The sequence below is a fragment of the Paenarthrobacter sp. PAE-2 genome (assembly GCF_026013155.1).
GTDB lineage: Bacteria > Actinomycetota > Actinomycetes > Actinomycetales > Micrococcaceae > Arthrobacter > Arthrobacter ureafaciens.
Window position 1 is genome coordinate 49,011 of the sequence record NZ_JAPDNV010000016.1, and the last position, 24,822, is coordinate 73,832.

23 protein-coding genes and 1 tRNA gene are annotated in these 24,822 nt (G+C 64.0%); 6 read left to right on the top strand and 18 right to left on the bottom strand.

What is annotated here, in order from left to right:
* Positions 1-7: 7 nt before the first annotated feature.
* The gene (locus OCL88_RS11875; protein ID WP_021473383.1) at positions 8-1,411 is read right to left on the bottom strand and encodes a class II 3-deoxy-7-phosphoheptulonate synthase; all 1,404 of its coding nucleotides are present in this window, start codon (positions 1,409-1,411) and stop codon (positions 8-10) included.
* 66 nt (positions 1,412-1,477) lie between these two features.
* On the bottom strand, positions 1,478-2,281 hold the full coding sequence (locus tag OCL88_RS11880; protein ID WP_264962668.1) for a lysophospholipid acyltransferase family protein: 804 nt from the start codon (positions 2,279-2,281) through the stop codon (positions 1,478-1,480).
* 111 nt (positions 2,282-2,392) lie between these two features.
* Here OCL88_RS11880 and OCL88_RS11885 point away from each other — a divergent pair, with 111 nt between their 5' ends.
* From OCL88_RS11885 to OCL88_RS11895, 3 genes are read left to right on the top strand one after another with little or no spacing between them, the layout of a single operon-like run.
* A complete protein-coding gene (locus OCL88_RS11885) occupies positions 2,393-3,181 on the top strand; it encodes an alpha/beta hydrolase (protein ID WP_264962642.1) in 789 nt (262 codons plus the stop codon).
* Entirely contained in the window at positions 3,178-3,981 is an 804-nt protein-coding gene (locus tag OCL88_RS11890; RefSeq protein WP_021473386.1) for an alpha/beta hydrolase, read from the top strand. The genes OCL88_RS11885 and OCL88_RS11890 overlap by 4 nt, the downstream gene beginning before the upstream one ends.
* A complete protein-coding gene (locus OCL88_RS11895; RefSeq protein WP_264962643.1) occupies positions 3,968-4,522 on the top strand; it encodes a hypothetical protein in 555 nt (184 codons plus the stop codon). The genes OCL88_RS11890 and OCL88_RS11895 overlap by 14 nt, the downstream gene beginning before the upstream one ends.
* A gap of 76 nt (positions 4,523-4,598) precedes the next feature.
* Here OCL88_RS11895 and OCL88_RS11900 read toward each other — a convergent pair whose 3' ends face one another.
* Positions 4,599-5,657 carry an ROK family protein gene (locus tag OCL88_RS11900; protein ID WP_264962644.1) on the bottom strand — a complete coding sequence of 353 codons (1,059 nt, stop codon included), beginning with the start codon at positions 5,655-5,657 and terminating at the stop codon, positions 4,599-4,601.
* Positions 5,658-5,854: 197 nt separating this feature from the next.
* Here OCL88_RS11900 and OCL88_RS11905 point away from each other — a divergent pair, with 197 nt between their 5' ends.
* Positions 5,855-7,666 (top strand): AMP-dependent synthetase/ligase, encoded by a 1,812-nt coding sequence (locus OCL88_RS11905; RefSeq protein WP_264962645.1) that lies wholly within the window; start codon positions 5,855-5,857, stop codon positions 7,664-7,666.
* Positions 7,667-7,781: 115 nt separating this feature from the next.
* On the opposite strand, the gene OCL88_RS11910 is transcribed toward OCL88_RS11905, so the two are convergent.
* Positions 7,782-11,177, bottom strand: a complete 3,396-nt coding sequence (locus OCL88_RS11910; protein WP_021473390.1) for a pyruvate carboxylase — start codon at positions 11,175-11,177, stop codon at positions 7,782-7,784.
* Positions 11,178-11,479: 302 nt separating this feature from the next.
* Here OCL88_RS11910 and OCL88_RS11915 point away from each other — a divergent pair, with 302 nt between their 5' ends.
* Positions 11,480-12,292 carry a ParA family protein gene (locus OCL88_RS11915; protein ID WP_062096089.1) on the top strand — a complete coding sequence of 271 codons (813 nt, stop codon included), beginning with the start codon at positions 11,480-11,482 and terminating at the stop codon, positions 12,290-12,292.
* 69 nt (positions 12,293-12,361) lie between these two features.
* Here the strand turns inward: OCL88_RS11915 and OCL88_RS11920 are convergent, their stop codons facing one another.
* The 6 genes from OCL88_RS11920 to OCL88_RS11945 all read right to left on the bottom strand — a co-directional run bounded on the left by OCL88_RS11920 (position 12,362) and on the right by OCL88_RS11945 (position 16,924).
* Positions 12,362-12,955 carry a MerR family transcriptional regulator gene (locus OCL88_RS11920; RefSeq protein ID WP_021473392.1) on the bottom strand — a complete coding sequence of 198 codons (594 nt, stop codon included), beginning with the start codon at positions 12,953-12,955 and terminating at the stop codon, positions 12,362-12,364.
* Between the two features lie 236 nt (positions 12,956-13,191).
* Entirely contained in the window at positions 13,192-13,695 is a 504-nt protein-coding gene (locus OCL88_RS11925) for a bifunctional nuclease family protein (protein WP_264962646.1), read from the bottom strand.
* Entirely contained in the window at positions 13,695-14,411 is a 717-nt protein-coding gene (locus tag OCL88_RS11930) for a MerR family transcriptional regulator (protein WP_264962647.1), read from the bottom strand. Before OCL88_RS11930 ends, OCL88_RS11925 begins: the two co-directional genes overlap by 1 nt.
* 23 nt (positions 14,412-14,434) lie before the next feature.
* Positions 14,435-14,911 carry an FHA domain-containing protein gene (locus OCL88_RS11935; protein ID WP_069695341.1) on the bottom strand — a complete coding sequence of 159 codons (477 nt, stop codon included), beginning with the start codon at positions 14,909-14,911 and terminating at the stop codon, positions 14,435-14,437.
* Between the two features lie 138 nt (positions 14,912-15,049).
* The gene (gene gcvH / locus OCL88_RS11940; protein ID WP_021473396.1) at positions 15,050-15,436 is read right to left on the bottom strand and encodes a glycine cleavage system protein GcvH; all 387 of its coding nucleotides are present in this window, start codon (positions 15,434-15,436) and stop codon (positions 15,050-15,052) included.
* Between the two features lie 189 nt (positions 15,437-15,625).
* The gene (locus OCL88_RS11945) at positions 15,626-16,924 is read right to left on the bottom strand and encodes an MFS transporter (RefSeq protein WP_264962648.1); all 1,299 of its coding nucleotides are present in this window, start codon (positions 16,922-16,924) and stop codon (positions 15,626-15,628) included.
* A gap of 173 nt (positions 16,925-17,097) precedes the next feature.
* Here OCL88_RS11945 and OCL88_RS11950 point away from each other — a divergent pair, with 173 nt between their 5' ends.
* A complete protein-coding gene (locus OCL88_RS11950) occupies positions 17,098-17,544 on the top strand; it encodes a MarR family winged helix-turn-helix transcriptional regulator (protein ID WP_264962649.1) in 447 nt (148 codons plus the stop codon).
* Between the two features lie 54 nt (positions 17,545-17,598).
* Here the strand turns inward: OCL88_RS11950 and OCL88_RS11955 are convergent.
* From OCL88_RS11955 to OCL88_RS11990, 8 genes are all read right to left on the bottom strand, one after another.
* Positions 17,599-17,675: transfer RNA gene (locus OCL88_RS11955), tRNA-Pro, on the bottom strand.
* A gap of 141 nt (positions 17,676-17,816) precedes the next feature.
* A complete protein-coding gene (der, locus tag OCL88_RS11960) occupies positions 17,817-19,367 on the bottom strand; it encodes a ribosome biogenesis GTPase Der (protein WP_021473399.1) in 1,551 nt (516 codons plus the stop codon).
* An 11-nt stretch (positions 19,368-19,378) separates the two neighbouring features.
* Positions 19,379-20,110, bottom strand: a complete 732-nt coding sequence (locus tag OCL88_RS11965; protein WP_264962650.1) for a lysophospholipid acyltransferase family protein — start codon at positions 20,108-20,110, stop codon at positions 19,379-19,381.
* A complete protein-coding gene (cmk, locus tag OCL88_RS11970; RefSeq protein WP_062096081.1) occupies positions 20,100-20,813 on the bottom strand; it encodes a (d)CMP kinase in 714 nt (237 codons plus the stop codon). The genes OCL88_RS11965 and cmk overlap by 11 nt, the downstream gene beginning before the upstream one ends.
* Complete coding sequence (locus OCL88_RS11975) at positions 20,813-21,919, bottom strand: prephenate dehydrogenase (protein WP_264962651.1); 1,107 nt, start codon at positions 21,917-21,919, stop codon at positions 20,813-20,815. Before OCL88_RS11975 ends, cmk begins: the two co-directional genes overlap by 1 nt.
* Positions 21,920-21,922: 3 nt before the next feature.
* Entirely contained in the window at positions 21,923-23,122 is a 1,200-nt protein-coding gene (locus OCL88_RS11980) for a pseudouridine synthase (protein WP_264962652.1), read from the bottom strand.
* Between the two features lie 151 nt (positions 23,123-23,273).
* Complete coding sequence (gene scpB, locus OCL88_RS11985) at positions 23,274-23,927, bottom strand: SMC-Scp complex subunit ScpB (protein ID WP_264962653.1); 654 nt, start codon at positions 23,925-23,927, stop codon at positions 23,274-23,276.
* The gene (locus tag OCL88_RS11990; RefSeq protein ID WP_264962669.1) at positions 23,920-24,717 is read right to left on the bottom strand and encodes a segregation and condensation protein A; all 798 of its coding nucleotides are present in this window, start codon (positions 24,715-24,717) and stop codon (positions 23,920-23,922) included. The genes scpB and OCL88_RS11990 overlap by 8 nt, the downstream gene beginning before the upstream one ends.
* Between the last annotated feature and the right edge of the window lie 105 nt (positions 24,718-24,822).

Here is a 24,822-nt window from a genome sequence, read left to right on the forward strand (position 1 = left end):
GGCGGACCTACCGCTTGGCGAGGGCCCCTGCCACCAGGAATGCCATCTCCAGCGACTGCATGTGGTTCAAACGCGGATCGCAAACGGATTCGTAACGGTCCAGGAAAGCGTCCTGGTCGATCGGATCGGCGCCGCCCAGGCACTCGGCAACGTCGTCACCGGTCATCTCGACGTGCAGGCCGCCGGGGACCGTGCCGAGGGAGTGGTGCACTTCGAAGAAGCCGCGGACTTCATCAATGACGTCGTCAAAGTTACGGGTCTTGTAGCCGTTGGGCGAGGTGACGGTATTGCCGTGCATCGGATCAGTCACCCAGAGCACCTGGGCGCCCGAGGCAGTCACGCGTTCGACGACGGCGGGCAGCTTCTCGCGGATGTTCTTGGCGCCCATGCGGGTGATGAATGTCAGGCGGCCGGGTTCGCGGTTCGGGTCCAGCTTGTCGATCAACCGCAGGGCGTCGTCGCCGGACGTGCCGGGGCCAAGCTTGACGCCGATGGGGTTGCGGACCCGGGACAGGAAGTCCACGTGGGCGTGATCGAGTTCGCGGGTTCGCTCGCCGATCCAAAGGAAATGCGCCGACGTGTCGTAGGGCAGGCCGGTGCGCGAGTCGATGCGGGTGAGGGCCCGCTCGTAGTCGAGCAGGAGGGCCTCGTGGCTGGCGAAGAACTCCACCCGTTTGAGGGCTTCGAAGTCAGCCCCGCAGGAATCCATGAATTTGATGGCACGGTCGATGTCGCGGGCCAGGGACTCGTAGCGTGCGTGTGCAGGGTTCTCGGTGAAGCCCTTGTTCCACTGGTGCACCAGGCGAAGGTCAGCAAAGCCGCCTTGCGTGAACGCACGGATGAGGTTGAGCGTGGAAGCAGACGTGCGGTAGGCCTGCAACATCCTTCCGGCGTCGTGCGCGCGTGACTCAGGGGTGAAGTCGTAGCCGTTGACGATGTCTCCCCGGTAAGCCGGGAGGGTCACGCCGTTTCGGGTCTCGTCGTTCGAGGACCTGGGCTTGGCGAACTGACCGGCCATGCGGCCCATCTTGATGACGGGCATGGCGGCACCGTAGGTGAGGACAACGGCCATCTGCAGGATGGTCTTGACCCGGGCGCTGATTTTGTCAGCCGTGGCTGCCTCGAAAGTCTCCGCGCAGTCACCGCCCTGCAAGAGGAAGGCCTTGCCCTGCGCTGCCGCAGCCAGGCGGTCCCGCAGGACGTCCACCTCGCCGGCAAAAACCAGCGGCGGCACGATCGAGAGTTCCTTGACCGTGGCCTTGAAGACTTCCTGGTCTGCCCATGAAGGCTGCTGGGAAATGGGCAGGTCCCGCCAGGCGTCAAGCCCGGGGTAGTCCGCCGCGCCGCTCTGGGCGGTGCTCGCAAGCGGATCTGCTGCTGATGGTGCGGGGTTCGCGGATAGCTCAGTCACCCTACAAGAGTAGTAGCCTTCGCCGGGGTTGGGGCACTGCTGCCGTAACCCACCCGACGGAAGGCGTCACAGTTTCCCGGAACCCCCGGCAGTGTCATCGCCGGGCTCGGCTACGGGCTCATCGCGGTCTTCGGCAATATCACTCGGCGACTCCTCTGCGGCTTCAACCTTGTGCACCGGCTCGGGCCCCTTGCCCGCCAGCCGTGCTTTGACCACCGCAGCGTATTCGTCCACATATTCCTGGCCGGAAAGCCGCATCAGTTCGTACATGATCTGGTCCGTCACAGCGCGTTGGATGACCCTGTCATCTTCCATGCCGTAGTAGCGGCTGAAGTCCAGGGGCTGCCCGAAGATGATCCCGATCCGGCGGATGTTGGGCAGTCGCTTGCCGATCGGCTGCACCTTCTCGGTGCCGATCATCGCCACCGGTATGACGGGAACCCGCGACTGGAGGGCGAGCCTGGCTACGCCCACCTTGCCGCGGTACAACCGGGCGTCGGGACTGCGGGTCCCTTCCGGGTAGATGCCCAGCAGGCCCCCGGAGTTGAGCACGTCCTTTCCGGCTTGCAGGGACATCTCGGAGGCAGCGCCCCCGGAGCGGTCCATGGGCAGCTGGTTGCTGAGCCTGAAGAACAGCGCCGTCAGCCGGCCCTTGATTCCCTTGCCCGTGAAGTACTCCGACTTGGCCAGGAAGATCACGGGACGGTGAACCATCAACGGGAGGAAAATGGAGTCCGAAAAGGACAAGTGGTTGGAGGCGAGGATCGCGGCACCTGCCTCGGGGACGTTGTCCAAACCCTTGACCCACGGCCTGAACAACAGTTTCAGGACGGGACCCAGGAAGATCCTCTTCATGACCCAATAGAACACGCTCGTCCTCTCACCACCGCCGGCTTGGCTGTTTCCGACCGCTTCACGGCCGGGATTCAACAGCAACCCTACTCCAGTGAGAAATGCGTGGAACAGTGACACGATGGTGCCATGACGGAACGCAACCAACCCGGCGCCCCGCTCGCTTTCCATCACCCGGGGCATGGTGAAAATGCTTCGACGGGCGTAGCCATCTGCCATGGATTCACCGGCAGCCCCCTCAGCATCCTGCCTTGGGCCGAATACCTCGCCGGGCAGGGTTTCGCCGTGTCAGTCCCCCTCCTTCCCGGGCATGGAACAAACTGGCGTGACCTGGCCACCACCACATGGCAGGACTGGTACCGGACGTTCGAATCCAGCTACCTCGACCTCGAAGCAAAGACGGATGCTTGCTTCGTTGCCGGTCTGTCCATGGGTGGAGCCGTGGCACTGCGTGCAGCTTCCAGGCACCCGGTGCCGGGCGTGGTCCTGGTCAACCCCGGCCTTAGCTTCTACGATCGCAGGGTCCGCTACATAGGCGCCCTCAAATACGTCATGCGCACCACCACGCCCATCGAAGAGGAAGCGCCAACGGCCGCAGTCACTGAGGACGGCGATTACTCGAAGACGCCGTTGGCGTCCGTCCACGAACTCAAGAAGCTTTTCGGCCAGGCCACACGCGCCCTCCCCGATGTGAAGGCGCCGGCTTTGGTCTTCAAGTCCGCCGTGGACGGTGTCATTCCGCCAAGCTCCCTCAAAGCCATCACCAAGCACATGGATCAGGAACAGCTGAAGGTGGTCTCGCTGCCAAGAAGCGGACATGTGGCCACCCTGGACGTCGATGCACCGACCATCTTCGAAGCATCAGCACGGTTTTTGCGTCAACATGCCAAGGACAGAGTAGCCTCGGAGACATCATGAAAGTGCTTCCCGATTTCTCGCCCTTCCGCAGCGCCTTCTCCGGTACCGGCCCAAGGGTGGGCGTCGTCATGTCCCACGGGTTCACGGGTTCCCCGCACAGCGTCCGGCCTTGGGCCGAGCACCTGGCGGCGGCCGGTTTTGCGGTTAACCTTCCGTTGCTGCCCGGCCACGGAACCACATGGCAGGACATGGCCACGCGGTCGTGGCGGGAATGGCACAGGGCGGTGGACGATGCTTACCTGGAAATGGCGTCCGAATGCGATTACGTCTTCGCCGCCGGCTTGTCGATGGGCGGCACGCTGGCCTTGCGCATAGCTGCCACCCGGCCCGTGGCAGGAACCATTGTGGTCAATCCGGGAATGGTGCTCGATGACCCGCGGGCCGCAGTTGTTGCGGCCCTGAAGTACGTCGTCAAAAGCACTCCGGCGATTGCCAACGATATCCTCAAGCCGGACCAGGACGAGGGCGCCTACGCCCGGACCCCCGTAGCCGCAGCCCACCAGTTGAAGAAGATGTATAAAGACACTGCGGGAATCCTCCCCCGCATAACGGCTCCCGTCAGAGTGTTCCGGTCCACGGTGGACAAGGTCGTCTCGAATGCCAGCCTGCAGTTCCTGCAGTCGCGGGTCCAGGCTCCTGTTGAAATCAGCTACCTCGACAACAGCTACCACGTGGCCACGCTGGACAACGACGCCCCGGCCATCTTTGCCGGCACGGTGGACTTCATGAACAAACGGCTTGGCGACCTCGCGTCCGGGGACCGCTCGCTGGATAGGGACAAAGCCAATGACCAGGCCTGATCCGGACCCTGCCGACCAGAGCGCCAATAAGGACGACGACGCCGTTTGGCTGGATTTGGTGGCGCGGCTGGAGTCTACGTCGTCCTCCTCCGGGGATTCCGCGGAGGAGCAGGGGCGGCCGGACCCCGGGGCACCCGGCAGTCTACCGCCGGCGCGGAAGCCTTTCAGCGCGTTCGACCCCCTGGGGTTGGCGACGTCTGCGACGCCGGCAGAAGACCCCAACGAGGATCGCCCTGAGCGCCGCAACGGCCAGGAAGAGTCTCCTGGAGGGCCACGGGATTACGAGGTCGACGACGCTGATGACGGCGATTTCGTCCCGGAAGAACCGCCCAGCCTTGCCGGAACCGAACCATTGACCATGCTGGCCTGGCTCGGTGCGGTGGGCGGTCCCATCGCACTCCTGTTCACTGCGATGTTCTGGCGGTCAGCCCCACTGGCGGCCGTCCTGGGGATTGTTGCGGCGTTCGTGGCCTCGGTGGTGTACCTGATCATGCGGCTGCCGCATGAAAAAGACGAGTACGACGACGGCGCCCGTATCTAAAGTGCCTCGGCGCCCGCATCCAAGTGCCTGCGCGGCGCTGCTTTGACCATCGGAGTTGAACGTCGAGGCCGGGGCGTTAGCTGTAGGCCCGTCCGCTGACCCGGGAAAGATCCGCTGCGCCGATCATTCCCGCCCGCGGACCAAGCGCCGCGAGCTCGATCCGGGCCATGGGCCTGAAGCCCCTGCCCGTCAGGTTTTTGGCAAAAGCCACCCTGGCTGGATCGGCGAGGAGGTCGCCGGCGTCGCACAACCCGCCGCCGATGACGAACATGCCGGGATCCAGCGCGGCAGCGAGGTTGGCCAGGCCCAGCCCCAGCCACTCGCCCTGATCTGCGATGAGTTCCCTGGACGTGGCGTCGCCGGCCAGCGCCAGCGCCGTGATGGTTGCCCCGGTGATGCTGTCCGCGTCACCACCGGCTTTCTCCAGGAGGGCGCGGCCTTCCGGGGAATTCGTCTTCACCAGTTGCCGCGCCTCGCGCCCCAGGGCGTTGCCTGAGGCGTACTGTTCCCAGCAGCCACGGTTGCCGCATTCACAGCGGTGTCCGCCGGGGAAGATGATCTGGTGGCCGAATTCGCCGGCGACGCCATAGCGGCCGCGCTCTACGCGGCCGTCCATCACCATGGCGCCCCCGATTCCGGTACCCAAGGTGATGCAGACCAGCCGGCTCTCCCCCTGCCCCGCACCGAAGCGCCACTCCGCCCAGGCGGCAGCATCGGCGTCGTTCGTCAGCAGAACCGGGCGCCGCAGCAGGTTCTGCAGGCTGTCCCTCAGTGGCTCGTTGCGCCAGGCCAGATGGGGACTGAACAGCACCGTGCCGCCGTCGAGGTCCATCCAACCGGCTGCACCGATTCCGACGGAAGAGATGCGATGCCCGGCGCTCAACTCATCAACGAGTTCCACGATGGTGCGCTCCACCGCGCGCGGGTCCGCTCCCGGAGTTGACCGGCGGGCTTCGGCCAGGACGCGGCCGTCGGCGTCCACAACGCCCGCTGCCACTTTTGTTCCGCCGATGTCGATGCCGATGGCAAGTCCCCTGCGGCCAAGATGGTTCCGCCGGGGTGCCCAGGGAACATCTTTGCGGGATCCGAATGAGGGCCGGAGCCCGGGGCGCGAACTGGACCGGTGTTGGGGCATCCCATCATCCTATTCCGCGCGCCTCCGCGAGGAACGCTCCGATAGCGCCGGAAGGCCCTTTATGGCGTGAAGTTGCCCAAAACGGCAGCGAATCCGTAAAGTTACTCGCCAGTAGGTGAAATCGGACACACTTCCTCGAGTCGGCATACTAGAGTGAAAAGTGCCCCTCGCGGCCCGTGGATATCAAAGGAGCTACCGTGCGCGAATTTAGTGTTCCTCCCCTTATTAATGTTTCCCCTGAAACCAACATCACGGACCTTGTTATCCGGGAGGCCGCAAAGGCGTCCAATCCGGCGCTTTTCGCCAAGCTGGACGGTGCAGGTCAGTGGCAGGACATCCTCGCAACGGAGTTCCTGGCCGACGTGAAGGTCCTCGCCAAAGGTCTCATCGCCAGCGGCGTGGGACCCGGAGACCGCGTTGGCATCATGTCCCGCACCCGCTACGAGTGGTCGCTGGTGGATTTCGCGATCTGGTTTGCCGGAGCCGTTTCGGTGCCGATCTACGAAACATCGTCTCCTTCGCAGGTGGCATGGAATCTTGGCGACTCCGCGGCAGTGGCGGCCTTCGGTGAAAGCGCCCACCATGAGAGCGTCATCCGCCAGGCCGTAGCTGCGGAAGACATCAGTTCCGTGGCACACGTCTGGCAATTGGACGGAGCAGGACTCGACGTCCTGCGTGCTGCCGGTTCGGGAGTCTCCGACGAGCAACTGGAAGCCCGCCGTTCGGCAGCCGGTCTCAATGACCTGGCCACGATCATCTACACCTCCGGCACCACCGGCCGCCCCAAGGGGTGCGAACTGACCCACGGCAACTTCGTCGAGTTGTCCGAGAACGCCAGGCTTGCCATCCCGGAAGTGGTCAAGGAATCGGCCAAGACCATCATGTTCCTCCCCCTCGCCCACGTGTTCGCCCGGTTCATCTCCGTGCTTGCCGTGGCCGGTGGAGTCAAAGTGGCGCACACACCGGACATCAAGAACCTGCTGGCCGACCTGCAAAGCTTCCAGCCAACGTTCATCCTCGCCGTTCCCAGGGTGTTCGAAAAGGTCTACAACTCCGCACTCACCAAAGCCGAAGACGGCGGCAAGGGCGCCATCTTCCACCGCGCTGCGGACACGGCGATTGCCTACTCGAAGGCCCGGGAGTCCGGATCCGTGGGGCTGGGACTCAAGCTCAAGCATGCCTTGTTCGACAAGCTGGTCTACGGCAAGCTGCGGGCCGCCATGGGCGGCCAGGTGTCCCATGCCGTCTCCGGCGGAGGGCCGCTCGGTGAGCGCCTGGGGCACTTCTTCCAAGGGATCGGCCTGCAGATCCTGGAAGGGTACGGCCTTACGGAGACCACAGCACCCATCTCCGTCAACCGCCCGTCCCGGATCAAGATCGGTACGGTAGGTGCCCCTCTGCCGGGCAACTCGGTGAAGATTGCCGACGACGGCGAGATTCTCGCCAAGGGAGTGTGCGTGATGCGCGGCTACCACGGGCGAGAGGACCTCACAGCCGAAACGTTCGACGACGGGTGGTTCCGTACCGGCGACATCGGACAGTTGGATAGCGACGGCTTCCTGAAGATCACCGGCCGCAAAAAGGAAATCATTGTCACTGCCGGCGGCAAGAACGTGGTGCCGGCATTGCTCGAAGACCAGATCCGGGCGGACGCCCTCGTCTCCCAGGTGCTGGTGGTCGGCGACAACCGCCCGTTCATCGGCGCGCTGGTGACCCTGGACGAGGAAGCCCTGCCCGGATGGTTGGAGCGCCACGGCCTGCCCTCGACGACATCACTGGACGAAGCCGCCAACCACGCCGTGGTGAAAGCTGCCGTGCAGGACCTCATCAGCAAGGCCAACCAGTCCGTGTCCCAGGCCGAGGCCATCAAGGCTTTCCGGATTGTCGCCTCCGACTTCACTGAAGCGTCCGGCCACCTCACCCCTTCCCTCAAGGTCAAGAGGGCCCAGGTCATGAAGGATTTCGACGCCGTGATCGAAGAGATGTACTCCGCTCCCCGCGCAGGCTGAGCAAGAAATACGCAACCCCTGAAAGGCGGCACATACACGGGAGCCCCGCCGGAACTGTTCTGAACAGTTCCGGCGGGGCTCCTTTGCGCTCCCTGGTTTTCCGGGTCCGGTCGGGCTAGCCCACTACGAGGAGCAAGTCCCCGCCCTGGACCTGCTCGACCGAGGAGATGGCCAAGCGCGAGACCTTGCCGGCCACCGGCGTCGTGATGGACGCTTCCATCTTCATTGCCTCGATCGTGGCTACAGTATCGCCGGCCTTGACCTCGTCACCCTCCTTCACCGTGACCGTGACCGCCCCGGCGAACGGTGCGGCAACCTGGCCCGGCTGGGCGGGGTCGGCTTTCTCTGCAGCCTTGACGTTGCTCACGACGGAGCGGTCGCGGACAACCACGGGACGCGACTGGCCGTTGAGCGTACACATCACCGTCCGCATGCCCTTCTCGTCCGGGTCGGAGACGGCTTCGAGCTGGGCGATCAGGCGGACACCCTTTTCCAACTCGATGACGTGCTCCTGGCCGCGCTGCAGGCCATACAGGTAGTCGCGGGTGTCAAGGACGGAGACGTTGCCATAGGTTTCAAGGCTCTTGAGGTAGTCCTTGGTGGGCCCGGCGAAAAGCAGGCGGTTCAGCGTCTGCTGGCGCGTCTTCGAGTCGGCTTTGAGGGCGGCACTGTCTTCGGCGCTGATCTCTACATCGCGTACCTTGACGCTCCTGCCCTGAAGGGCCTTGGTGCGGAACGGCTCAGGCCAGCCTCCGGGAGGATCTCCAAGCTCGCCGGACAGGAAACCGATCACGGAATCGGGGATGTCGTAGTTCTGCGGGTTCTCGTTGAAGTCCGCAGGATCGGCGTTCAGGCCCACCAAGTGGAGGGCGAGGTCACCGACGACCTTCGATGACGGGGTCACCTTGACCAGGCGCCCGAGGATCCGGTCGGCGGCGGTGTACATGTCCTCAATGGCTTCGAACTGTTCCCCAAGCCCCAGGGCAATGGCCTGCTGACGAAGGTTGGACAGCTGGCCGCCCGGGATTTCGTGTTTGTAGACCCGGCCTGTGGGACCCGGAAGGCCCGACTCGAACGGTGCGTAGACGCGGCGCACTGCTTCCCAATAGGGCTCCAGGGCGCCGACGTTTTCCAGGCTGAGGCCCGTATCCCGAGGGGTGTTGGCCAAAGCGGCAACCAACGCCGACGCAGCCGGCTGGCTGGTGGTGCCGGCCAGGGACGCCGCGGCGACGTCCACCGCGTCGACTCCGGCCTCGACGGCAGCGAGCAGCGTTGCGAGCTGTCCGCCTGCGGTGTCGTGCGTGTGCAGGTGGACCGGGAGGTCGAAGCGCTCGCGCAGGGCCGAAACCAGCTTGGCAGCGGCGGCCGGACGCAGGAGTCCCGCCATGTCCTTGATGGCCAGGATGTGGGCGCCGGCATCGACGATCTTCTGGGCCAGGTCCAGGTAGTAGTCCAGGGTGTACAGGTCCTCTTCCGGATCCAGGAGGTTGCCTGTGTAGCAAAGTGCCACTTCGGCCACTGCCGTTCCTGTTGCCCGGACTGCGCGGATGGCCGGAGCCATCTGGTTCACGTCGTTCAGGGCATCGAAGATCCGGAAGATATCGATGCCGGTCGCGGCGGCTTCGTTGACGAATGCCTCCGTGACCTCCTCGGGGTACGGCGTGTAGCCCACCGTGTTGCGTCCACGGAGCAACATCTGGATACACGTGTTGGGCAGCGCCTGCCGCAAAGCAGCCAAGCGGTCCCAGGGGTCCTCACCAAGGAAGCGGAGCGCGACGTCGTACGTTGCACCGCCCCAGGCCTCCACGGACAGAAGCTCGGGCAGCAATGCCGTCACCGCCGGCCCGGCGGCCACGAGGTCGCGGGTACGGACGCGGGTGGCCAACAGCGACTGGTGTGCATCACGGAACGTGGTGTCCGTAACCGCCAGGGCTTCCTGCTCGCGCAGCGCCTTCGCGAAGCCCTCCGGACCTAGTTCAAGCAGCCGCTGGCGGGAGCCCGACGTCGGCACAGGACCATCGATGACCGGCAGCTTGCTGGCGGGGTCCGACTGGACTTTCAGGTCGCCGTTAGGCTTGTTGACCGTGACATCGGCAAGCCAGGTGAGCAGCTTGGTGCCGCGGTCCGAAGGGATGTGCGACTTAAGCAATTCAGGGCGCTTGTCGATGAAGTCAGTAGCAACGTTCCCGGCGTTGAAGTCCGGATCTGCCAGCACTGCCTGGAGGAACGGAATGTTGGTGGATACGCCACGGATGCGGAACTCGGCCAGGCCACGGCGGGCACGGGCAACGGCAGTGGGGTAATCGCGTCCGCGGCAGGTCAGCTTCACCAGCATCGAGTCGAAGTGCGGGCTGATTTCCGCGCCCGAGTAAACCGTCCCGCCGTCGAGCCGAACGCCGGCACCGCCGGCTGAGCGGTAGCCCGTGATCTTTCCGACGTCCGGGCGGAAACCGTTGGCAGGGTCCTCGGTGGTGATACGGCACTGGAGCGCAGCACCCTTGATGGACACGGTGTCCTGGCTCAGTCCGAGATCGGCCAGCGTCTCCCCCGAGGCAATACGCATCTGCGACTGCACCAGGTCCACGTCGGTGATTTCCTCGGTGACGGTGTGCTCCACCTGGATGCGGGGGTTCATTTCGATGAAGACGTGCTGGCCTGCGCGGGCACCTTCGGTGTCAACCAGGAACTCGACCGTTCCGGCGTTGACGTAGTTCAAGGCTTTCGCGAACGCGACGGCGTCGCGGTACAGGGCCTGGCGGATGTTGTCGTCCAGGTTCGGCGCCGGGGCGATTTCCACCACCTTCTGGTGGCGGCGCTGAAGCGAACAGTCACGCTCGAAGAGGTGCATGACGTTGCCCTCGGCGTCGGCCAGGATTTGGACCTCGATGTGGCGGGGGCGCAGCACGGCCTGCTCAAGGAACATCGTGGGATCACCGAACGCGGCGTCGGCTTCGCGCATCGCGGACTGCAATGCTTCCGGGAGCGCTTCGCGGGTTTCCACACGGCGCATGCCGCGACCACCGCCACCGGCCACCGCCTTGGCGAAAATGGGGAAACCGATCTCGTCCGCTGCGGCAATCAGCTCATCCAGGTCCTTGGACGGCTTGCTGGACTTGAGGACGGGAACACCTGCTTTGCGGGCGGCTTCCAAGGCGGCAACCTTGTTTCCGGCAAGTTCCAGCACTTCAGCCGGGGGGCCCACGAACGTGATGCCGGCAGCCTTTGCGGCGCGGGCGAGGTCCGGATTCTCGGACAGGAACCCGTAGCCCGGGTAAATAGCATCAGCGCCGGCTTCTTTGGCGACGCGGATGACTTCGTCTACGTCGAGGTAGGCGCGGACGGGATGACCCACCTCGCCAATCAGGTACGCTTCGTCCGCTTTCTGCCGATGGATCGAGTTGCGATCCTCGTACGGAAAGACAGCCACGGTCTTGGCGCCCAGTTCATAACCAGCGCGAAAAGCCCTGATCGCGATCTCGCCGCGATTGGCCACCAGAATTTTCGAAAACATGCTTCTCCTGCATCATTGCGGTGGATCGGTCGGTGGTCACAGTGTGTAGTGCCGCCAGCATCAAACACAAATCTTTGTGGCAACCATCACAAAGGATTCGTCATCTGCACTGTATATACGTACGCGCGCGTCCGCTGCGTGATATATCGCAGCTTCCCGATGCGCCCCGTGGCGCGTAGAAATCGGGATTCCGGGAGCACGCAACATATGATGTTGAAGGGGCTTCGGCAAGCCCCGGCTCCGATTATCCCGGAGTTGAAAACAGCGCGATACGGCAACCGGCGTTAGGTTTTGGGTAACAAGTGCAAGTAGTCAGCATCAGCAGCCTCAAGGGCGGCGTGGGAAAGACCTCTGTGACCACCGGCCTCGCTTCTGCGGCCCTCGCGGCAGGGATCTCCACACTGGTAGTGGACCTTGACCCCCACGCTGATGCCACCACAGCCCTCGGCGTCCAACCCAACGGAAAGCTCGACGTTGGCCGGATGCTCAAGAGCCCCCGCAAGGCAAAGCTGGCAGAGAACGTCTCCCCCAGCAGCTGGATTGCCAACGGTTCCACTGACGGCACCTTGGACGTTGCGGTAGGTTCAGCGTTGACCGGAATCTATGATCGCCCCGACCTCGGCCGACGCGATCTCCGGAGGCTCTCCGGAGTTCTCGCCGGGACATCCAGCTACGACTTGGTGCTGGTTGACTGCCCGCCGTCCCTCAACGGGCTGACCCGCATGGCCTGGAGTGCCAGCGACCGCGTAGTACTCGTTGCCGAGCCGGGGCTCTTTTCCGTTGCGGGAACCGAGCGCACCATGCGTGCCATCCAACTGTTCCGGCAGGAGTTTGCCCCGAACCTCGCACCGGCGGGCATCGTCGCCAACCGTGTGCGGACGGGCTCCACCGAGCACACGTTCCGGCTTGCCGAGATGGAGTCAATGTTCGGTGATCTGCTGCTGACCCCGCACATTCCGGAGCAGGCCAACTGGCAGCAGATTCAAGGCGCTGCACATTCCGTCCATCACTGGCCGGGCGACTCCGCCAAGAACGCCGCGAAGCTCTTCGACGCCCTGCTGGAGAGCCTCCTGAAGAACCAGACGAGTTTCAGGGACCGTCGGCAACGCCAGTAAAGAGGCAGAAGACAGAAGAAAGCCGCCCCCGACAGACGTCGGACGGGCGGCTTTCTTCTGAAATCGGAGTTATCCAATCCGACGCGCAACGCGCCGCTTGCTCAATTCGTCGTCAGGAAAGGACTGCTCCGCTGCATGCTCACTCGGTAGAGCGGCCAAACTTCCTTCAACTTCACGCCATACGCGTCCCACGGCGATTCCAAAGACGCCCTGGCCGCCCTGGACGAGATCAATCACTTCATCCGCCGACGTACATTCGTAGACGCTCGCGCCGTCGCTCATCAGTGTGATCTGCGCAAGGTCCTCAACGCCCCGCTCGCGGAGGTGTTCAACGGCAGTACGGATTTGCTGGAGGGAAACGCCGGTGTCCAGAAGGCGTTTGACGACCTTGAGCACAAGGATGTCGCGGAAACCGTAGAGCCGCTGGGAGCCTGAACCCGCAGCTCCGCGGACTGCCGGCTCTACCAACCCGGTCCGCGCCCAGTAGTCGAGCTGGCGGTAGGTGATGCCGGCGGCTTTGCATGCTGTGGGGCCGCGGTAGCCGGCGTCCTCGTCCAGCACGGGAAGGTCCTCGGTGAAGAGCAGACCTTGGGCGCCGGCTGCGGGCGCAGCAATGCCGGACGGGGCCTGCTTCAACTCGCCTGCTTCGCCTTTCGGACTCACGTGACCTCCTTGTTGTCAGCTCCCCTGGGGATGGTGCGCACACTTAACACGAACGCCGAAATTCAGCCGTGTAATTCCCACAAGTCCGCACCTTCCAGTGTGACTTGCGTCGCGAGCGTATGCAACGGGAACTTGATACTTCGACGTTAGGCCCGCGAGGGCCCTAGGTCAAAGACGTTGGGCTCCAAAAGTGGTCGTGTCGAAAGTTTCACCCTCAACTTTAGGTTGAGGGTCAGTTAACCTTCGAAATCCTCGGGCTCGACGTCGTCAAGGAACTCCCGGAAGCGGCGCAGCTCCCTTTCCTCATCGACGCTGGGATCCAGCTCGGAGTCCTCGCCCTCATCATGTTCGGTGATACGGACCCCGGCCTCCTCCATCACGGCATCGGCGCACCAGATGCGGCACTTTGCGCGCAAGGCCAGGGCCAGGGCGTCCGACGCACGGGAGCTGACCACCGTGCCGTCGTCGAACTGCAGCTGTCCGTAGAAGATGTTGTCCTCCACCGCCACAATATTGACGCTGATGATGGAATGACCGAGCGATTCAACGACGTCGATCAGGAGATCGTGGGTCATGGGCCGGGGTGGAACCACACCTTGCTGGGCGAGGGCGATCGCGCTGGCTTCTGGGGTGCCGATCCAGATGGGAACGTGGCGCTCACCCTTGAGTTCGCGCAGGAGGACCAACGGCTGATTGGAGGGCAATTCGATCCGAACACCCACGATTTCAACTTCGATCATCAGGAGTCCATCCTTGAGATGCGGTGGTGAACAAGCGCCCTGTGCAACGTCAGGCAAAGATCGCTGATTTCACGGGCTGCCTCGGCCGCCCTCGCCTGCGAGGCGGCGTCCCTGCGGGAAGTGAGCGGAGCAACGGCACGCTCCACCAAACCGAACTCGCGATCCGCAGCGGCCTGGAACGGCCTCAAGTGGCGAGGTTCCAAACCGTGCACTTCGAGCTGGACGCAGGCACGCGCAACCTGGAGGGCATGCTCGTCGAATTTACCGTCTTCGTGGCTGATCAAACCGAAACTCAGGAGCGACTCAAGCAGGCCGGCGCTGGCACCGGACTCCGTGCGGAGCTGTTCTTCGGTCAGGGTACGGGCACGGCCCTGGATGTCCGCGGCCATTTCAGCAGTGACCACCCGGGGCGAGACCGTCACACCGGGGGGCAGGTTGTCCGGGCGTTCCCCTCGATCGATCGCGTCAAGGTAGTCCTTGATGACTTTTAAGGGCAGGTATTGATCGCGCTGCAGGGCGAGGACAAAACGAAGACGCTCAACATCGCTGTCCGCATACTGCCTGTATCCGGCAGGAGTCCGCTTGGGGTTGATCAGCCCCTTCTCCTCGAGGAAACGGATCTTGGACGCGGTCATTCCCGGGAAGTCGCCGCTCAGCTGCGCCAGGACTTCCCCGATGTTCAGGACCTGGGGTCCGCGACGTTCCGGCTGGGCCATTGCCACAGGCAGGTATCCCGGGGTCAGACGTGGCCCGCGGGGCGGCTGGGGCTCAGGTAGTAGGTCAGCCGGAACTTGCCGATCTGGACCTCGCTGCCCGTCTTGAGCTGCACACGGTCCACGCGGTCATGGTTGACGTAAGTACCGTTCAGGCTGCCCATGTCAACGAGCTCGAAGCCTGCTGCACTCCGGTGGAACTCAACGTGCTTGCGCGACACCGTGACGTCGTCCAGGAAGATATCGGCATCCGGGTGCCGGCCCACCGTGGTGGTGTCCGCGTCGAGCAGGAAGCGCGCGCCCGCATTCGGTCCGCTGTGGGCAATCAACAGCGCGGAGTTGGGCGGCAGGGCGTCTACAGAGGCACGCTCCTCCGGCGCCAGCTTGGGAGCGATGCTTGGCTCGTCCCACGTTGGCGTGATGCTGATGGAGGTGGTCTCCGACGTCGGCTGTTCTTCCGCGCCGTTTCCGGCATTGGCTTGGTTCTTGTCGCCGCCAACCATGGAACTTCCTCCTCATCCGCCGGCAGTTCCAAAACCTGCCGGACACATCCACCTCCCGGTAACCGCCGGGCAAATCGGTTGCTGGCCCGCCGTCCCGCTTCCCACGAGGGAAAATGCAGCAGGGCGGGCCAGATAACTTTAGCCTACCTGTTGTTCGTACTCCGATGCACTGAGCAGGGATTCCACCGCGTCAGCTTCGGCCAGCTTTACTTCAAAAAGCCACCCCTCACCGTATGGATCGGAGTTGATGAGTGCCGGATCCTGGTCCAAGGCGTCGTTGCGGTTGATGATTTCACCGCTGACGGGCGCATAAATATCGCTGACGCTCTTGGTGGATTCCACTTCCCCCACCACATCATTGGCGGTGATCTTGGTGCCTTCCTCCGGCATCTGCGCGTAGACGACGTCGCCCAGGGCATCCTGCGCAAAGTCGGTGATGCCGACGCGGACTACGCCGTCAGCATCCGGCTCCGATACCCACTCATGTTCTGCGGTGTAGGAAAGATCGGCTGGAATATTACTCATGGGTCGCCTTTCATCGGGACGTTCATGAACCTCGACGGCGGGCCGGGCATCCGGCCACCGCTGAAAGTATAGGCATAATTGCCGCTTTTCCGATGAGCGCAGGGCAGTGGACCGGACGCCAAAAGCCCGGCACGGAAACAGAACCGTGCCGGGCTTTGCCGTGGGGGCTTCGTCATGGGGCCGTCCGGCCTAGCGGGCTGCCGCCTCCCGGGGTTCACTCCCGACGTCGGCCGTCCCGGCAGGTGCCGCCGACACAGGGTTCGGATCAGCGGCGTGCGGATCAATAGTGTGCCGGTCAGCAGCGTTCAGGTCAGTGGTGTGCCGGTCAGTTGCGTGAGGGGCAACAGTCCGGCGGGCAGCCGCGCCGGCGGCGACCATGACCGCGAGGGCCGCGATGGTGATTCCCGCACCGGCCCAGATGGGCGAGGTGTAGCCCAGCCCGGCGCTGATGGTCACTCCCCCGAGCCAGGCACCGAGTGCGTTACCGAGGTTGAAAGCCCCGATGTTGGCGCCGGAGGCGAGCGTGGGGGCCGACGAGGCGAAGTGCATGACCCGCATCTGCAGACCGGGCACAGTGGCGAATCCGAATCCGCCCATGAGTGCCAGTGACACCAGGGTGGCGACCGGGTTGGCGGCGGTCAGTGCGAAGAAGACCAGGACTGCAACCAGGCCCGAGAGGATGAGGATCAGGGACTTGTCCAGTGCTTTGTCTGCCGCTTTGCCACCCAGGAAGTTTCCAACGAACAGGCCTGCTCCGAAGAGCACCAGAAGCCATGGGACGGACGTCGAGGCAAAACCGGAAACTTCGGTCAGCGTGAAGGCGATGTAGGTGAAGGCGCCGAACATGCCGCCGAACCCGAGGATCGTGACCAGGATGGAGAGCCACACTTGGGTGGACTTGAACGCACCCAGTTCGCTGCGCAGGCTCTTGGCGGCCGCGGCGTCCTGCTTGGGAACCAGCAATGCGATTCCCGCCAGGGCCACGACGCCTATGAGGGTGATGGCCCAAAAGGTGGAGCGCCATCCGAAGTTCTGGCCAAGAAGCGTTCCAAAGGGAACACCCAGCACGTTGGCGGCAGTCAAGCCTGTGAACATGATGGCAATGGCGCCGGCCTTCCTGCTGGCCGGCACGAGGCTGGCCGCTACCACCGAACCGATGCCGAAGAAGGCGCCATGGCAGAGCGCGGCAATGATGCGGCCAATCAGCATCATCGAATAGCTCTCCGAAACAGCGGAGAGGAGGTTCCCTGCAATGAACAGCACCAGCAAGCCGATCAGCACAGGCTTGCGGGGAAGCTTGGTGACAGCTGCCGTGACCACCAGGGCTCCGACCGTGACGCTTAGTGCGTAGCCGGAGATGAACCAGCCGGCCGACGCTTCGCTGACGCGGAAATCGGCCGCCACCTCGGGCAGGAGACCCATGATGACAAACTCAGTCAGCCCAATGCCGAATCCGCCGAGGGCAAGGGCAATCAACCCTGCGGGCATAAAACGCTCCTTAAATGGAATGGCTCCCTTGGAAGTGGAAGTGCGTCGCCGGGAACCGTAGAATATTAGTTGCAGACGCTGTATAAATAGTTGCACACGCTGTGTATTTGCGCAAGCAACTACTTTGCCGTCTGCACCGGACATTCCGAACATGAGGCAGGAGCACAGGAGACATGGGCATCAAGGATGACGCCGTAGAGGTACGGGCACAGGGATGGCGCACCCTCGCGGCCCTCCACGGAAGCATCGAAACCGAACTGGAGAAAGCCCTGCAGGCCTCCAGCGAGCTCTCGGTGGTGGAGTACACGGTGCTCGATGCCCTGAGCCGCCAGGACGGCTGGCACATGCGCATGCAGCAGCTCGCCCGGGCCACAGCCCTTTCAAGCAGCGCTACCACGCGCCTCGTGAACCGCCTCGAAGACCGCGGCCTGTTGACCCGGATCCTCTGTGCGGACGATCGGCGGGGAATCTACACGGAATTAACCGCGGCGGGACAGCAACTGCTGCAGAAGACCAAGCCGGTGCACGACGACACTCTCGCAGCAGCTTTGCAGGCAGCGGAGGAGGTTCCCGAACTTGAACCGCTCGTCCGGGCGCTGGGGGCACTGCAGCACGTCTAGGGCGTTAACGGCCAAAGGCCGGAACTCCGCATTTCTGCGTAGTTCCGGCCTTTTTGGTCGGGCTGACAGGATTTGAACCTGCGACCCCTTGACCCCCAGTCAAGTGCGCTACCAAGCTGCGCTACAGCCCGCTGGTTCTACCGTTCTCCGCCAAGGTTTTCCTCCGAAGAGTCCTTCCTAAGCAGTCCGGCCGAACCACCTCCAAAAGCTTACACGACGTTGGAGGGTGCTTGCGCCATCAGAGCCAAAGTCGCCTGTGATGCCCGTCTCATTTAGCGTTTGCGGCCCCGTTTTTCGCGGACGCGCATGCTGACCTCGATGGGTGTGCCCTCGAAGCCGAAGGTTTCACGGAGCCGACGCGTGATGAAGCGGCGGTATCCGGGATCCAGGAAGCCAGTAGTGAACAGGACAAACTTCGGCGGACGGCTCGAGGCCTGCGTACCGAAGAGGATGCGCGGCTGCTTGCCACCGCGAACCGGGTGCGGATGGGCCGCCACCAGCTCGCCAAGGAACGCATTGAGGCGCCCCGTGGGGATACGGCGGTCCCAGCTCTCCAACGCGGTATCAAGGGCAGGAACCAAGCGGTCCTTGTGCCAGCCCGTCTTGGCGGAGATGTTCACGCGGGGCGCCCAGTCAACATGGGCCAGGTCCTGTTCGATCTCGCGTTCGAGGTAGCGGCGGCGTTCGTCGTCCAGCAGGTCCCACTTGTTGAATGCCAGGACCAGGGCCCGGCCGGATTCGATCGCCAGCTGCAGAATGCGGACATCCTGCTCGCTCAGCACTTCGTCAACGGCAAGAAGCACGACGGCGACCTCCGCCTTTTCCAGCGCGGCCTGCGTCCGCAGGGAGGCGTAGAAATCGGCACCCTGCGCCATGTGCTGGCGTCGGCGGATACCGGCTGTATCCACGAAGCGCCAGGTGCGTCCACCCAGTTCGATGAACTCATCCACGGGATCACGCGTGGTTCCGGCCAGCGGGTCCACCACCACGCGTTCCGAGCCTGCAAGCTTGTTCAGCAGCGAGGATTTGCCGACGTTGGGACGGCCGATGAGGGCAATGCGGCGGGGGCCGCCGGAACGGTCCACACCCTCTACCTGCGAGAACTCGGGAAGGGTGTCCATGACGTGGTCCAGGAGGTCGGCAACGCCCCGGCCATGCAGTGCTGAAACCGGGTACGGCTGGCCGAAGCCAAGTCCCCAAAGTGCTGCGGAGTCGGCCTCCTGCACAAAGTCGTCAACCTTGTTGGCCACCATGATGACCGGCTTCTTGGACTTGCGGAGCATCTTCATGACGCCTTCGTCGGTGGCAGTGGCGCCAACCGCGGAGTCAACAACGAACAACACTGCATCGGCCAGTTCCACGGCCATTTCGGCCTGGTCTGCCACCCGGGCGTGGATGCCCTTGGCATCGTGCTCCCACCCGCCGGTGTCCACCAAGGTGAAGTTGCGACCGTTCCAGCGCGCGGAGTACATGACACGGTCGCGGGTCACGCCGGGGGTGTCCTCGACGACCGCTTCGCGACGGCCCAGGATGCGGTTCACCAGCGTGGACTTGCCCACGTTCGGCCGGCCGATGATGGCCAGGACGGGGTCAAGCTTGAGGGGTCCCTCTTCGCCTTCGTCGTCGTAGTCACCGCTAAGCAGGGCGGCGTCGTCTTCGTCGAGATCGTAGTCGTCCAGTCCCGCCCGCAGTGTGGCCGCGCGAAGTTCGGCTTCCTCGTCATCCAGGGCAGCCAGGTTCTCGGCCACCTGATCGGTGCCGGTGGGCGTGTATTCGTCGTCGCCGGCGCCGTGGTGGCCGGATTTTTGAGTCGTATCGCTCATTGCACTTTTCCTTAGTGGTGGTCTGCCGGGGTGCCGGCTACTGCGGTGGGACGGTGGTCCGGATCAGGGGTGGCCCTTGGAGCTTCCGGAAGGGACTGACCGGTGTTGCGGACTGCTTCCTGGACGTGTCCGGCCAGGGCACTGCGGATTGCTGCCGCCGCCCTGTCCATTGAAGCACGCCCGGATTCGCCCTTCCGTCGCTGGACGGTGAGTGGTTCGCCGAAGCTGACATACAACGTGCGGCGCATAGCAGGTATATGGTCGCGGTGCTCCCGGCCCTGCCGGGTTCCCAGGATGGCGACGGGGATAACGGTGGCTCCCGAGTTCAACGCCAGCCACGCCACACCATTGCTGATGCTTTCCGCGGCCCCGCTCCCCCGGGTACCTTCGGGCAGGATGCCAACGCACCGGCCGGCGTCGAGCAGTTGCCTGGCCAGCTGCAGGGTGGTGCGGTCCCCGGTCCGGTCAACCGGAAGCTGCCCTGATGCCCTCAGGACCTTGCCGAGGAAACCCTTGAACATCTCCTTCTTGACCAGGATGTGCATGGGCCGCGGGGCAGCCCCGAACATCACCGGTCCGTCCAGGAAACTGATGTGGTTGCCGGCGAAGATCACGGGCCCGGCTGCCGGGATGTTGCTCTTTCCCGTGATGACCGTGCGGTAGAGGACGTGATCGAGGAACCAGCCCACGGGACGGCTCCAGGCCCGGCTCCACGTCGCGGGCAGATTGTTGCTAGTCGCCATAAATGACCTTGCTGACAATCGCCAGTGCGGTGTCCACGGTCTCCTCGAAGTCCAGGTCGGAGGAGTCCAGGGTCACCACGCCATCGGCGGCCTGGGTGAAGTTGACCACGGTGGAATCCTTGGCATCGCGCTGGATAACCTGGGCAGCCAGCTGCTCTTTGGTCTGCGTACCGCCCAGCTGGATACCCCGACGCCGGAGCCTGGCTTCCTCGCTGGCGGTCAGGAGCATGCGGACCTCGGCGGCGGGCGCGACAACGGTGGTGATGTCCCGCCCCTCCACCACCATGCGGTGGTGGTGCTGGTCGATCAGCTGGCGCTGGCGGCGGATCAGCTCCGTCCGCGCTCCCAAGGTGGTGGCGACTGCACTGACCGACGATGAGATCCGCGGATCCCTGATCTCCTCAGTGATGTCCGTGCCGTCAACAGCCACGTATTCGGTGGCCGTACTGGTACTGATCTCCAAGGGCATGGCCTTGGACGCTTGCTCCACAGCGGCGCCGTCGTGGAGGTCCACTCCGGTCTTCAGGCAGTACCAGGTCAAAGCCCGGTACATGGCGCCGGTGTCGAGGTAAGCGAGCTTGAGGCGCCGGGCCACTTCCTTGCTCACACTCGATTTTCCTGACCCCGAGGGTCCGTCGATGGCAATCACCAAGGGCTTGCCGGGACGGGCAACCGTCTCCGGGCCAAAGAATTCACGCGTCATTACTGCAGTACCCGCCATCCACGGTCGGTCAAAGCTTCAACAAGGAGGTCGTGTTTGTTGGGCAGGACGGAAAGCTCCACCATGCCCACGTTCTGCCCGGAGGAATGATCGAGCCGAAGGTCTTCGACGTTCACGCCGACTTCGCCGATCTCCGTCAGGAGGCGGGCGATCTGGCCGGGTTTGTCGTCCACCAGGATCGTCAGCCAGGAGTACGCCTGGGGCGGTCCTCCATGCTTGCCAGGAATCCGGGCCTGCCCGGCGTTGCCTTCGCTGATGAGTTGGGCCAGGTCCAGGCGGGCACCGGGGGCCAGGGGGGACTCCAGGGTACCGATCAACCGGTTGAGGTCTTCACGGACACCGTGCAGGATGCTGACCACTTTCCCAGCATTGCCACCCAGGATCTGAACCCACAGCGTGGGGTCGGACGCAGCAATCCGGGTAGTGTCCCGCAAGCCGTTTCCCGCCAAGGACAATGCGTGCAGCGGTGTCCCCTGCAACCGGCTCGCCAGCAGCGATGACATGATCTGGGGCAAATGCGACACCAGGGCCACGGCTTCGTCGTGTTCATCAGCGGTGAACTGGGAGACGATCGCGCCGAGGTCGCCGGCCAGCGAACGGGCAACCTGCAGCGCTGCCGCGCCGGTTTCTTCCGTGGGGCAGATGACCCACGGCATGGACGTGAACAATTCACCCCGCGCAGCCACAGGACCGGACTTCTCCCGGCCCGCCATGGGATGCGTGCCTACGTAACGGGAAAGGTCCACGCCGCGTTCGCGGAGTTCGGCCTGGATGCCGGCCTTGACGCTGGCGATGTCCACCACCACTGATTCCGGGTAATCGGCCAAGGCCTTTTCCACCACCTGCGCCGTGACGTCCGGCGGAGCAGCCACAACCACCAGCTGGGGTGGACCGTCCAGTTCCTCCAGTGGCCTGCCCGCACCAATATCCACGGCCACAGCCTGGTTGGTAGGCGAGGTATCAAAGAGGAAAACCGGTACGCCGCGGCCACGCAGGCCGAGGCCAATGCTGGCGCCCAGCAAGCCCGTGCCGAGGATGACGACGGGCCCGTCCAAGTGGCCGCGGCCATGCGCGCGGAATGCCGACATAGTTTAGAGTCCCACCGCTGCCATGAGGTGGCCGATCTCCTGCTTGCCGAGGTTGCGGATGCTTCCCTGGCGCTGGTCGCCCAGGCCGATGGGTCCAACCTTGACGCGGACCAGTCGCTCAACCGGGAAGCCCACGGCGTCAAACATGCGGCGGACGATGCGGTTCTTGCCCGAGTGGAGGACAACCTCAATCAGGACGTGGCCGGGCGTGGAGTCAACCAGCCGGAAAGAATCCACCGCTGCGATGCCGTCTTCAAGCTCGACGCCGGACTTCAGCTGCGCGCCCACGCCCTGCGGGAACGGCCCCCGCACCTGGACCAAGTAGGTCTTGGGGACCTCGTAGGAAGGGTGGGTCAAGCGGTTGGCGAGTTCGCCGTCGTTGGTCAACAACAGCAGCCCCTCGGTGGCGACGTCCAGGCGGCCGACGTGGAAAAGACGTTCGCCCTTGTTCTTGTTGGTCTTGAGGAAATCGCTGATGCAAGGCCGGCCCTCGGGGTCCTCCATGGTGGAAACAACGCCCTTGGGCTTGTTGAACACCATGTACACGAGGGTCTCGTCGAGCTGGATGCGGATCCCGTCAACGTGGATCACGGCGGATTTCGGGTCCACGCGGACGCCGAGCTCGGTAGTAACCTGTCCGTCAACCTCGACGCGTCCCTCGAGGATCATTTCCTCGCAGACGCGGCGCGATGCCACGCCGGCCTGCGCCATAACTTTCTGCAGGCGCACGCCGTCAGCATCGTGGACTTCGGACTGCGGGACTTCCTGCCGGGGACCCCGGTTGCCCGCAGGCTTGCGGACAGGGCCCAGGTTGCGGCCGAATCGCTCGCTGCCGAAAGCCTTGGAACCGTACTGCTTGGCGTTGCCGGGCTTCTTCTTGGGCTTCAAGGCCCCGGGCGTTCCGGGAGCCTTGCCGTAGCCCGGCTTGTTGGAACCTGGCTTGCGGAAGGGCTTGGCCGGCTTCGCGGCCCTGAAGCTATCCGCCGTCGTGGGGTTGTCGGGATCGAACGGCCGTTCTTCCCGGGGCTTCGCAGCCTTGAAGGGGCGGCCTTCGCCCTGATTGAAGGAGCGCTTACCCGCACCGGCGTTGCCGCCTCGCTGGGTGAAACCGGAACGGCCTGCGCCGCCCTGTGCTCCATTGCGTCCGGCGCTGTTGCGTCCCGAACCGTTACGTGGTGAACCCTGGCGTCCCGCCTGTGTCATGACCCGTCCTTGTGTTGTTATGGCCGGCATTGGGTGTTGGAACCAACACTAGCCAGCCGGGCAGGTGTAGTCTGCCCCTTGCTGCTCCGGCACGCATCACGCGTGCCATGGAATTCCGTATTAAATTACTTCGTGCCGGCGGAGGATGTCCTCACATCCGGCTGGCGTCGTAGTACTCCTCGATTCCTTCCAAACCGGGAAGGTGCGGAGCCAGCTGGGGCAGTTCAGCCACCGAGCCGATTCCCATCCGCTCCAGGAAGTAGGAGGTGGTCCGGTACAGGATTGCGCCGGATTCGGGATCGTTCCCGGCGTCCTCGATCAACCCGCGCTGGGTCAGCGTCCTGACGACGGAATCGACGTTAACGCCGCGAATTGCCGAAACCCTCGCCCGGGAGACAGGCTGCCGGTAGGCAATCACCGCCAGCGTCTCCAGTGCTGCCTGCGTCAGCTTGGAAGTTTGCCCTTCAAGGACGAACTTCCCCACGATGTCAGCAAAGTCCGGCCGCGAATAGATGCGCCAGCCACCAGCGACGTTCCGCAATTCGAAACCCCGGGGTGCAGTGCTGGCAGCGGCAAAGCCGTCAACGTCCGCGTCCGGGGCTTTAACAGTATAGCCGCTATACTCCCGCTGCAGGTCCTGCAGCAAATCTTCGACGACGGCGACCGTCACGTTGAGGCCGGCGGCCAGCTCTTCGGACGTGGCCGGCGCATCAATGACCATCAGCACTGCTTCCAGGGCTGCCCGCGCCCCTCCCGGCAACGCTTCCAGTTCGGCGAGGCCGTCTTCGGCGTTCTGTTCAGTCATTGATGCCAGCATCTCCTTCGTCCTCGTACTCTTCGCTGAGGTTGGAGCCGTCCCACCCGGCATCCTGACCTGTCCACCGCACGGTCAATCCGCCCAGCGGCGCCGGCTGTTCAAAGGCCACAACGCGGTCCCGGAACATCTCCAGCAACGCCAGGAAACGGGCCACCACCACCAAGGTGCTGTCGGCGTCGGCGACCAGGGCCTGGAAGGTCAGCGGTGCGCCGCGCTTCAGCCTGTCTCCGAGAATCACTGCCTGCTCCTTGACGCTCACGGGCGGCGCATGCAGGTGCTCCAGTCCGACCTCGGTTGGCGGCGCTTCCTTTGGCCTGAGCGCCTTGGCAGCCAGCGCGGCGAACTGCTCCGGGGTGTGCCGCCATAGAAGCTCGGGCAACAACGCCGCGAAGTGTCCTTCGAGGGCCACCTGGCGCGGAAACCTGCGGGCCTCTTCTTCCAAGGTACCGCCCAGTATCCCCGCCACCTGTTTGAAGGCCTTGTACTGCAGGAGCCGTGCGAAGAGAAGGTCGCGCGCTTCCAACAAGGCGATGTCCTCGTCGTCCTCCACCTCGCCCGCCGGCAACAAGCGGGCGGCTTTAAGGTCCAGGAGGGTGGCGGCAATCACCAGGAACTCGCTGGCCTCGTCCAAGGCCCAATCCTCGCCGAGGTCCTGCAGCCTGCGGATGTACTTGATGAATTCATCGGTCACCGTGGCGAGGGCAACCTCGGTGATGTCCATCTTGTGCTTGGCAATGAGGCCCAGCAGGAGGTCGAACGGCCCGGTGAAGTTTGCCAGGCGTACCTCGAAGCCGCCTTTGCCGCCGGAGGAGGCAGCGGCGTCGGGGGAGGCAGCGGCGTCGGGCCCTTCTGGAGACGGGTCCACCGCCTGCGGAACTACCGG

What these genes read in the sequence shown, in the direction of transcription:
- OCL88_RS11975 (WP_264962651.1), bottom strand. Translation starts at nt 21,919, where the DNA reads ATGTCGGCATTCCGCGCGCATGGCCGCGGCCACTTGGACGGGCCCGTC.
- OCL88_RS11895 (WP_264962643.1), top strand. Translation starts at nt 3,968, where the DNA reads ATGACCAGGCCTGATCCGGACCCTGCCGACCAGAGCGCCAATAAGGAC.
- OCL88_RS11900 (WP_264962644.1), bottom strand. Translation starts at nt 5,657, where the DNA reads ATGCCCCAACACCGGTCCAGTTCGCGCCCCGGGCTCCGGCCCTCATTC.
- OCL88_RS11925 (WP_264962646.1), bottom strand. Translation starts at nt 13,695, where the DNA reads ATGATCGAAGTTGAAATCGTGGGTGTTCGGATCGAATTGCCCTCCAAT.
- gcvH (WP_021473396.1), bottom strand. Translation starts at nt 15,436, where the DNA reads ATGAGTAATATTCCAGCCGATCTTTCCTACACCGCAGAACATGAGTGG.
- OCL88_RS11890 (WP_021473386.1), top strand. Translation starts at nt 3,178, where the DNA reads ATGAAAGTGCTTCCCGATTTCTCGCCCTTCCGCAGCGCCTTCTCCGGT.
- OCL88_RS11950 (WP_264962649.1), top strand. Translation starts at nt 17,098, where the DNA reads ATGGGCATCAAGGATGACGCCGTAGAGGTACGGGCACAGGGATGGCGC.
- der (WP_021473399.1), bottom strand. Translation starts at nt 19,367, where the DNA reads ATGAGCGATACGACTCAAAAATCCGGCCACCACGGCGCCGGCGACGAC.
- OCL88_RS11945 (WP_264962648.1), bottom strand. Translation starts at nt 16,924, where the DNA reads ATGCCCGCAGGGTTGATTGCCCTTGCCCTCGGCGGATTCGGCATTGGG.
- OCL88_RS11965 (WP_264962650.1), bottom strand. Translation starts at nt 20,110, where the DNA reads ATGGCGACTAGCAACAATCTGCCCGCGACGTGGAGCCGGGCCTGGAGC.
- scpB (WP_264962653.1), bottom strand. Translation starts at nt 23,927, where the DNA reads ATGACTGAACAGAACGCCGAAGACGGCCTCGCCGAACTGGAAGCGTTG.
- cmk (WP_062096081.1), bottom strand. Translation starts at nt 20,813, where the DNA reads ATGACGCGTGAATTCTTTGGCCCGGAGACGGTTGCCCGTCCCGGCAAG.
- OCL88_RS11930 (WP_264962647.1), bottom strand. Translation starts at nt 14,411, where the DNA reads ATGGCCCAGCCGGAACGTCGCGGACCCCAGGTCCTGAACATCGGGGAA.
- OCL88_RS11885 (WP_264962642.1), top strand. Translation starts at nt 2,393, where the DNA reads ATGACGGAACGCAACCAACCCGGCGCCCCGCTCGCTTTCCATCACCCG.
- OCL88_RS11935 (WP_069695341.1), bottom strand. Translation starts at nt 14,911, where the DNA reads ATGGTTGGCGGCGACAAGAACCAAGCCAATGCCGGAAACGGCGCGGAA.
- OCL88_RS11910 (WP_021473390.1), bottom strand. Translation starts at nt 11,177, where the DNA reads ATGTTTTCGAAAATTCTGGTGGCCAATCGCGGCGAGATCGCGATCAGG.
- OCL88_RS11980 (WP_264962652.1), bottom strand. Translation starts at nt 23,122, where the DNA reads ATGACACAGGCGGGACGCCAGGGTTCACCACGTAACGGTTCGGGACGC.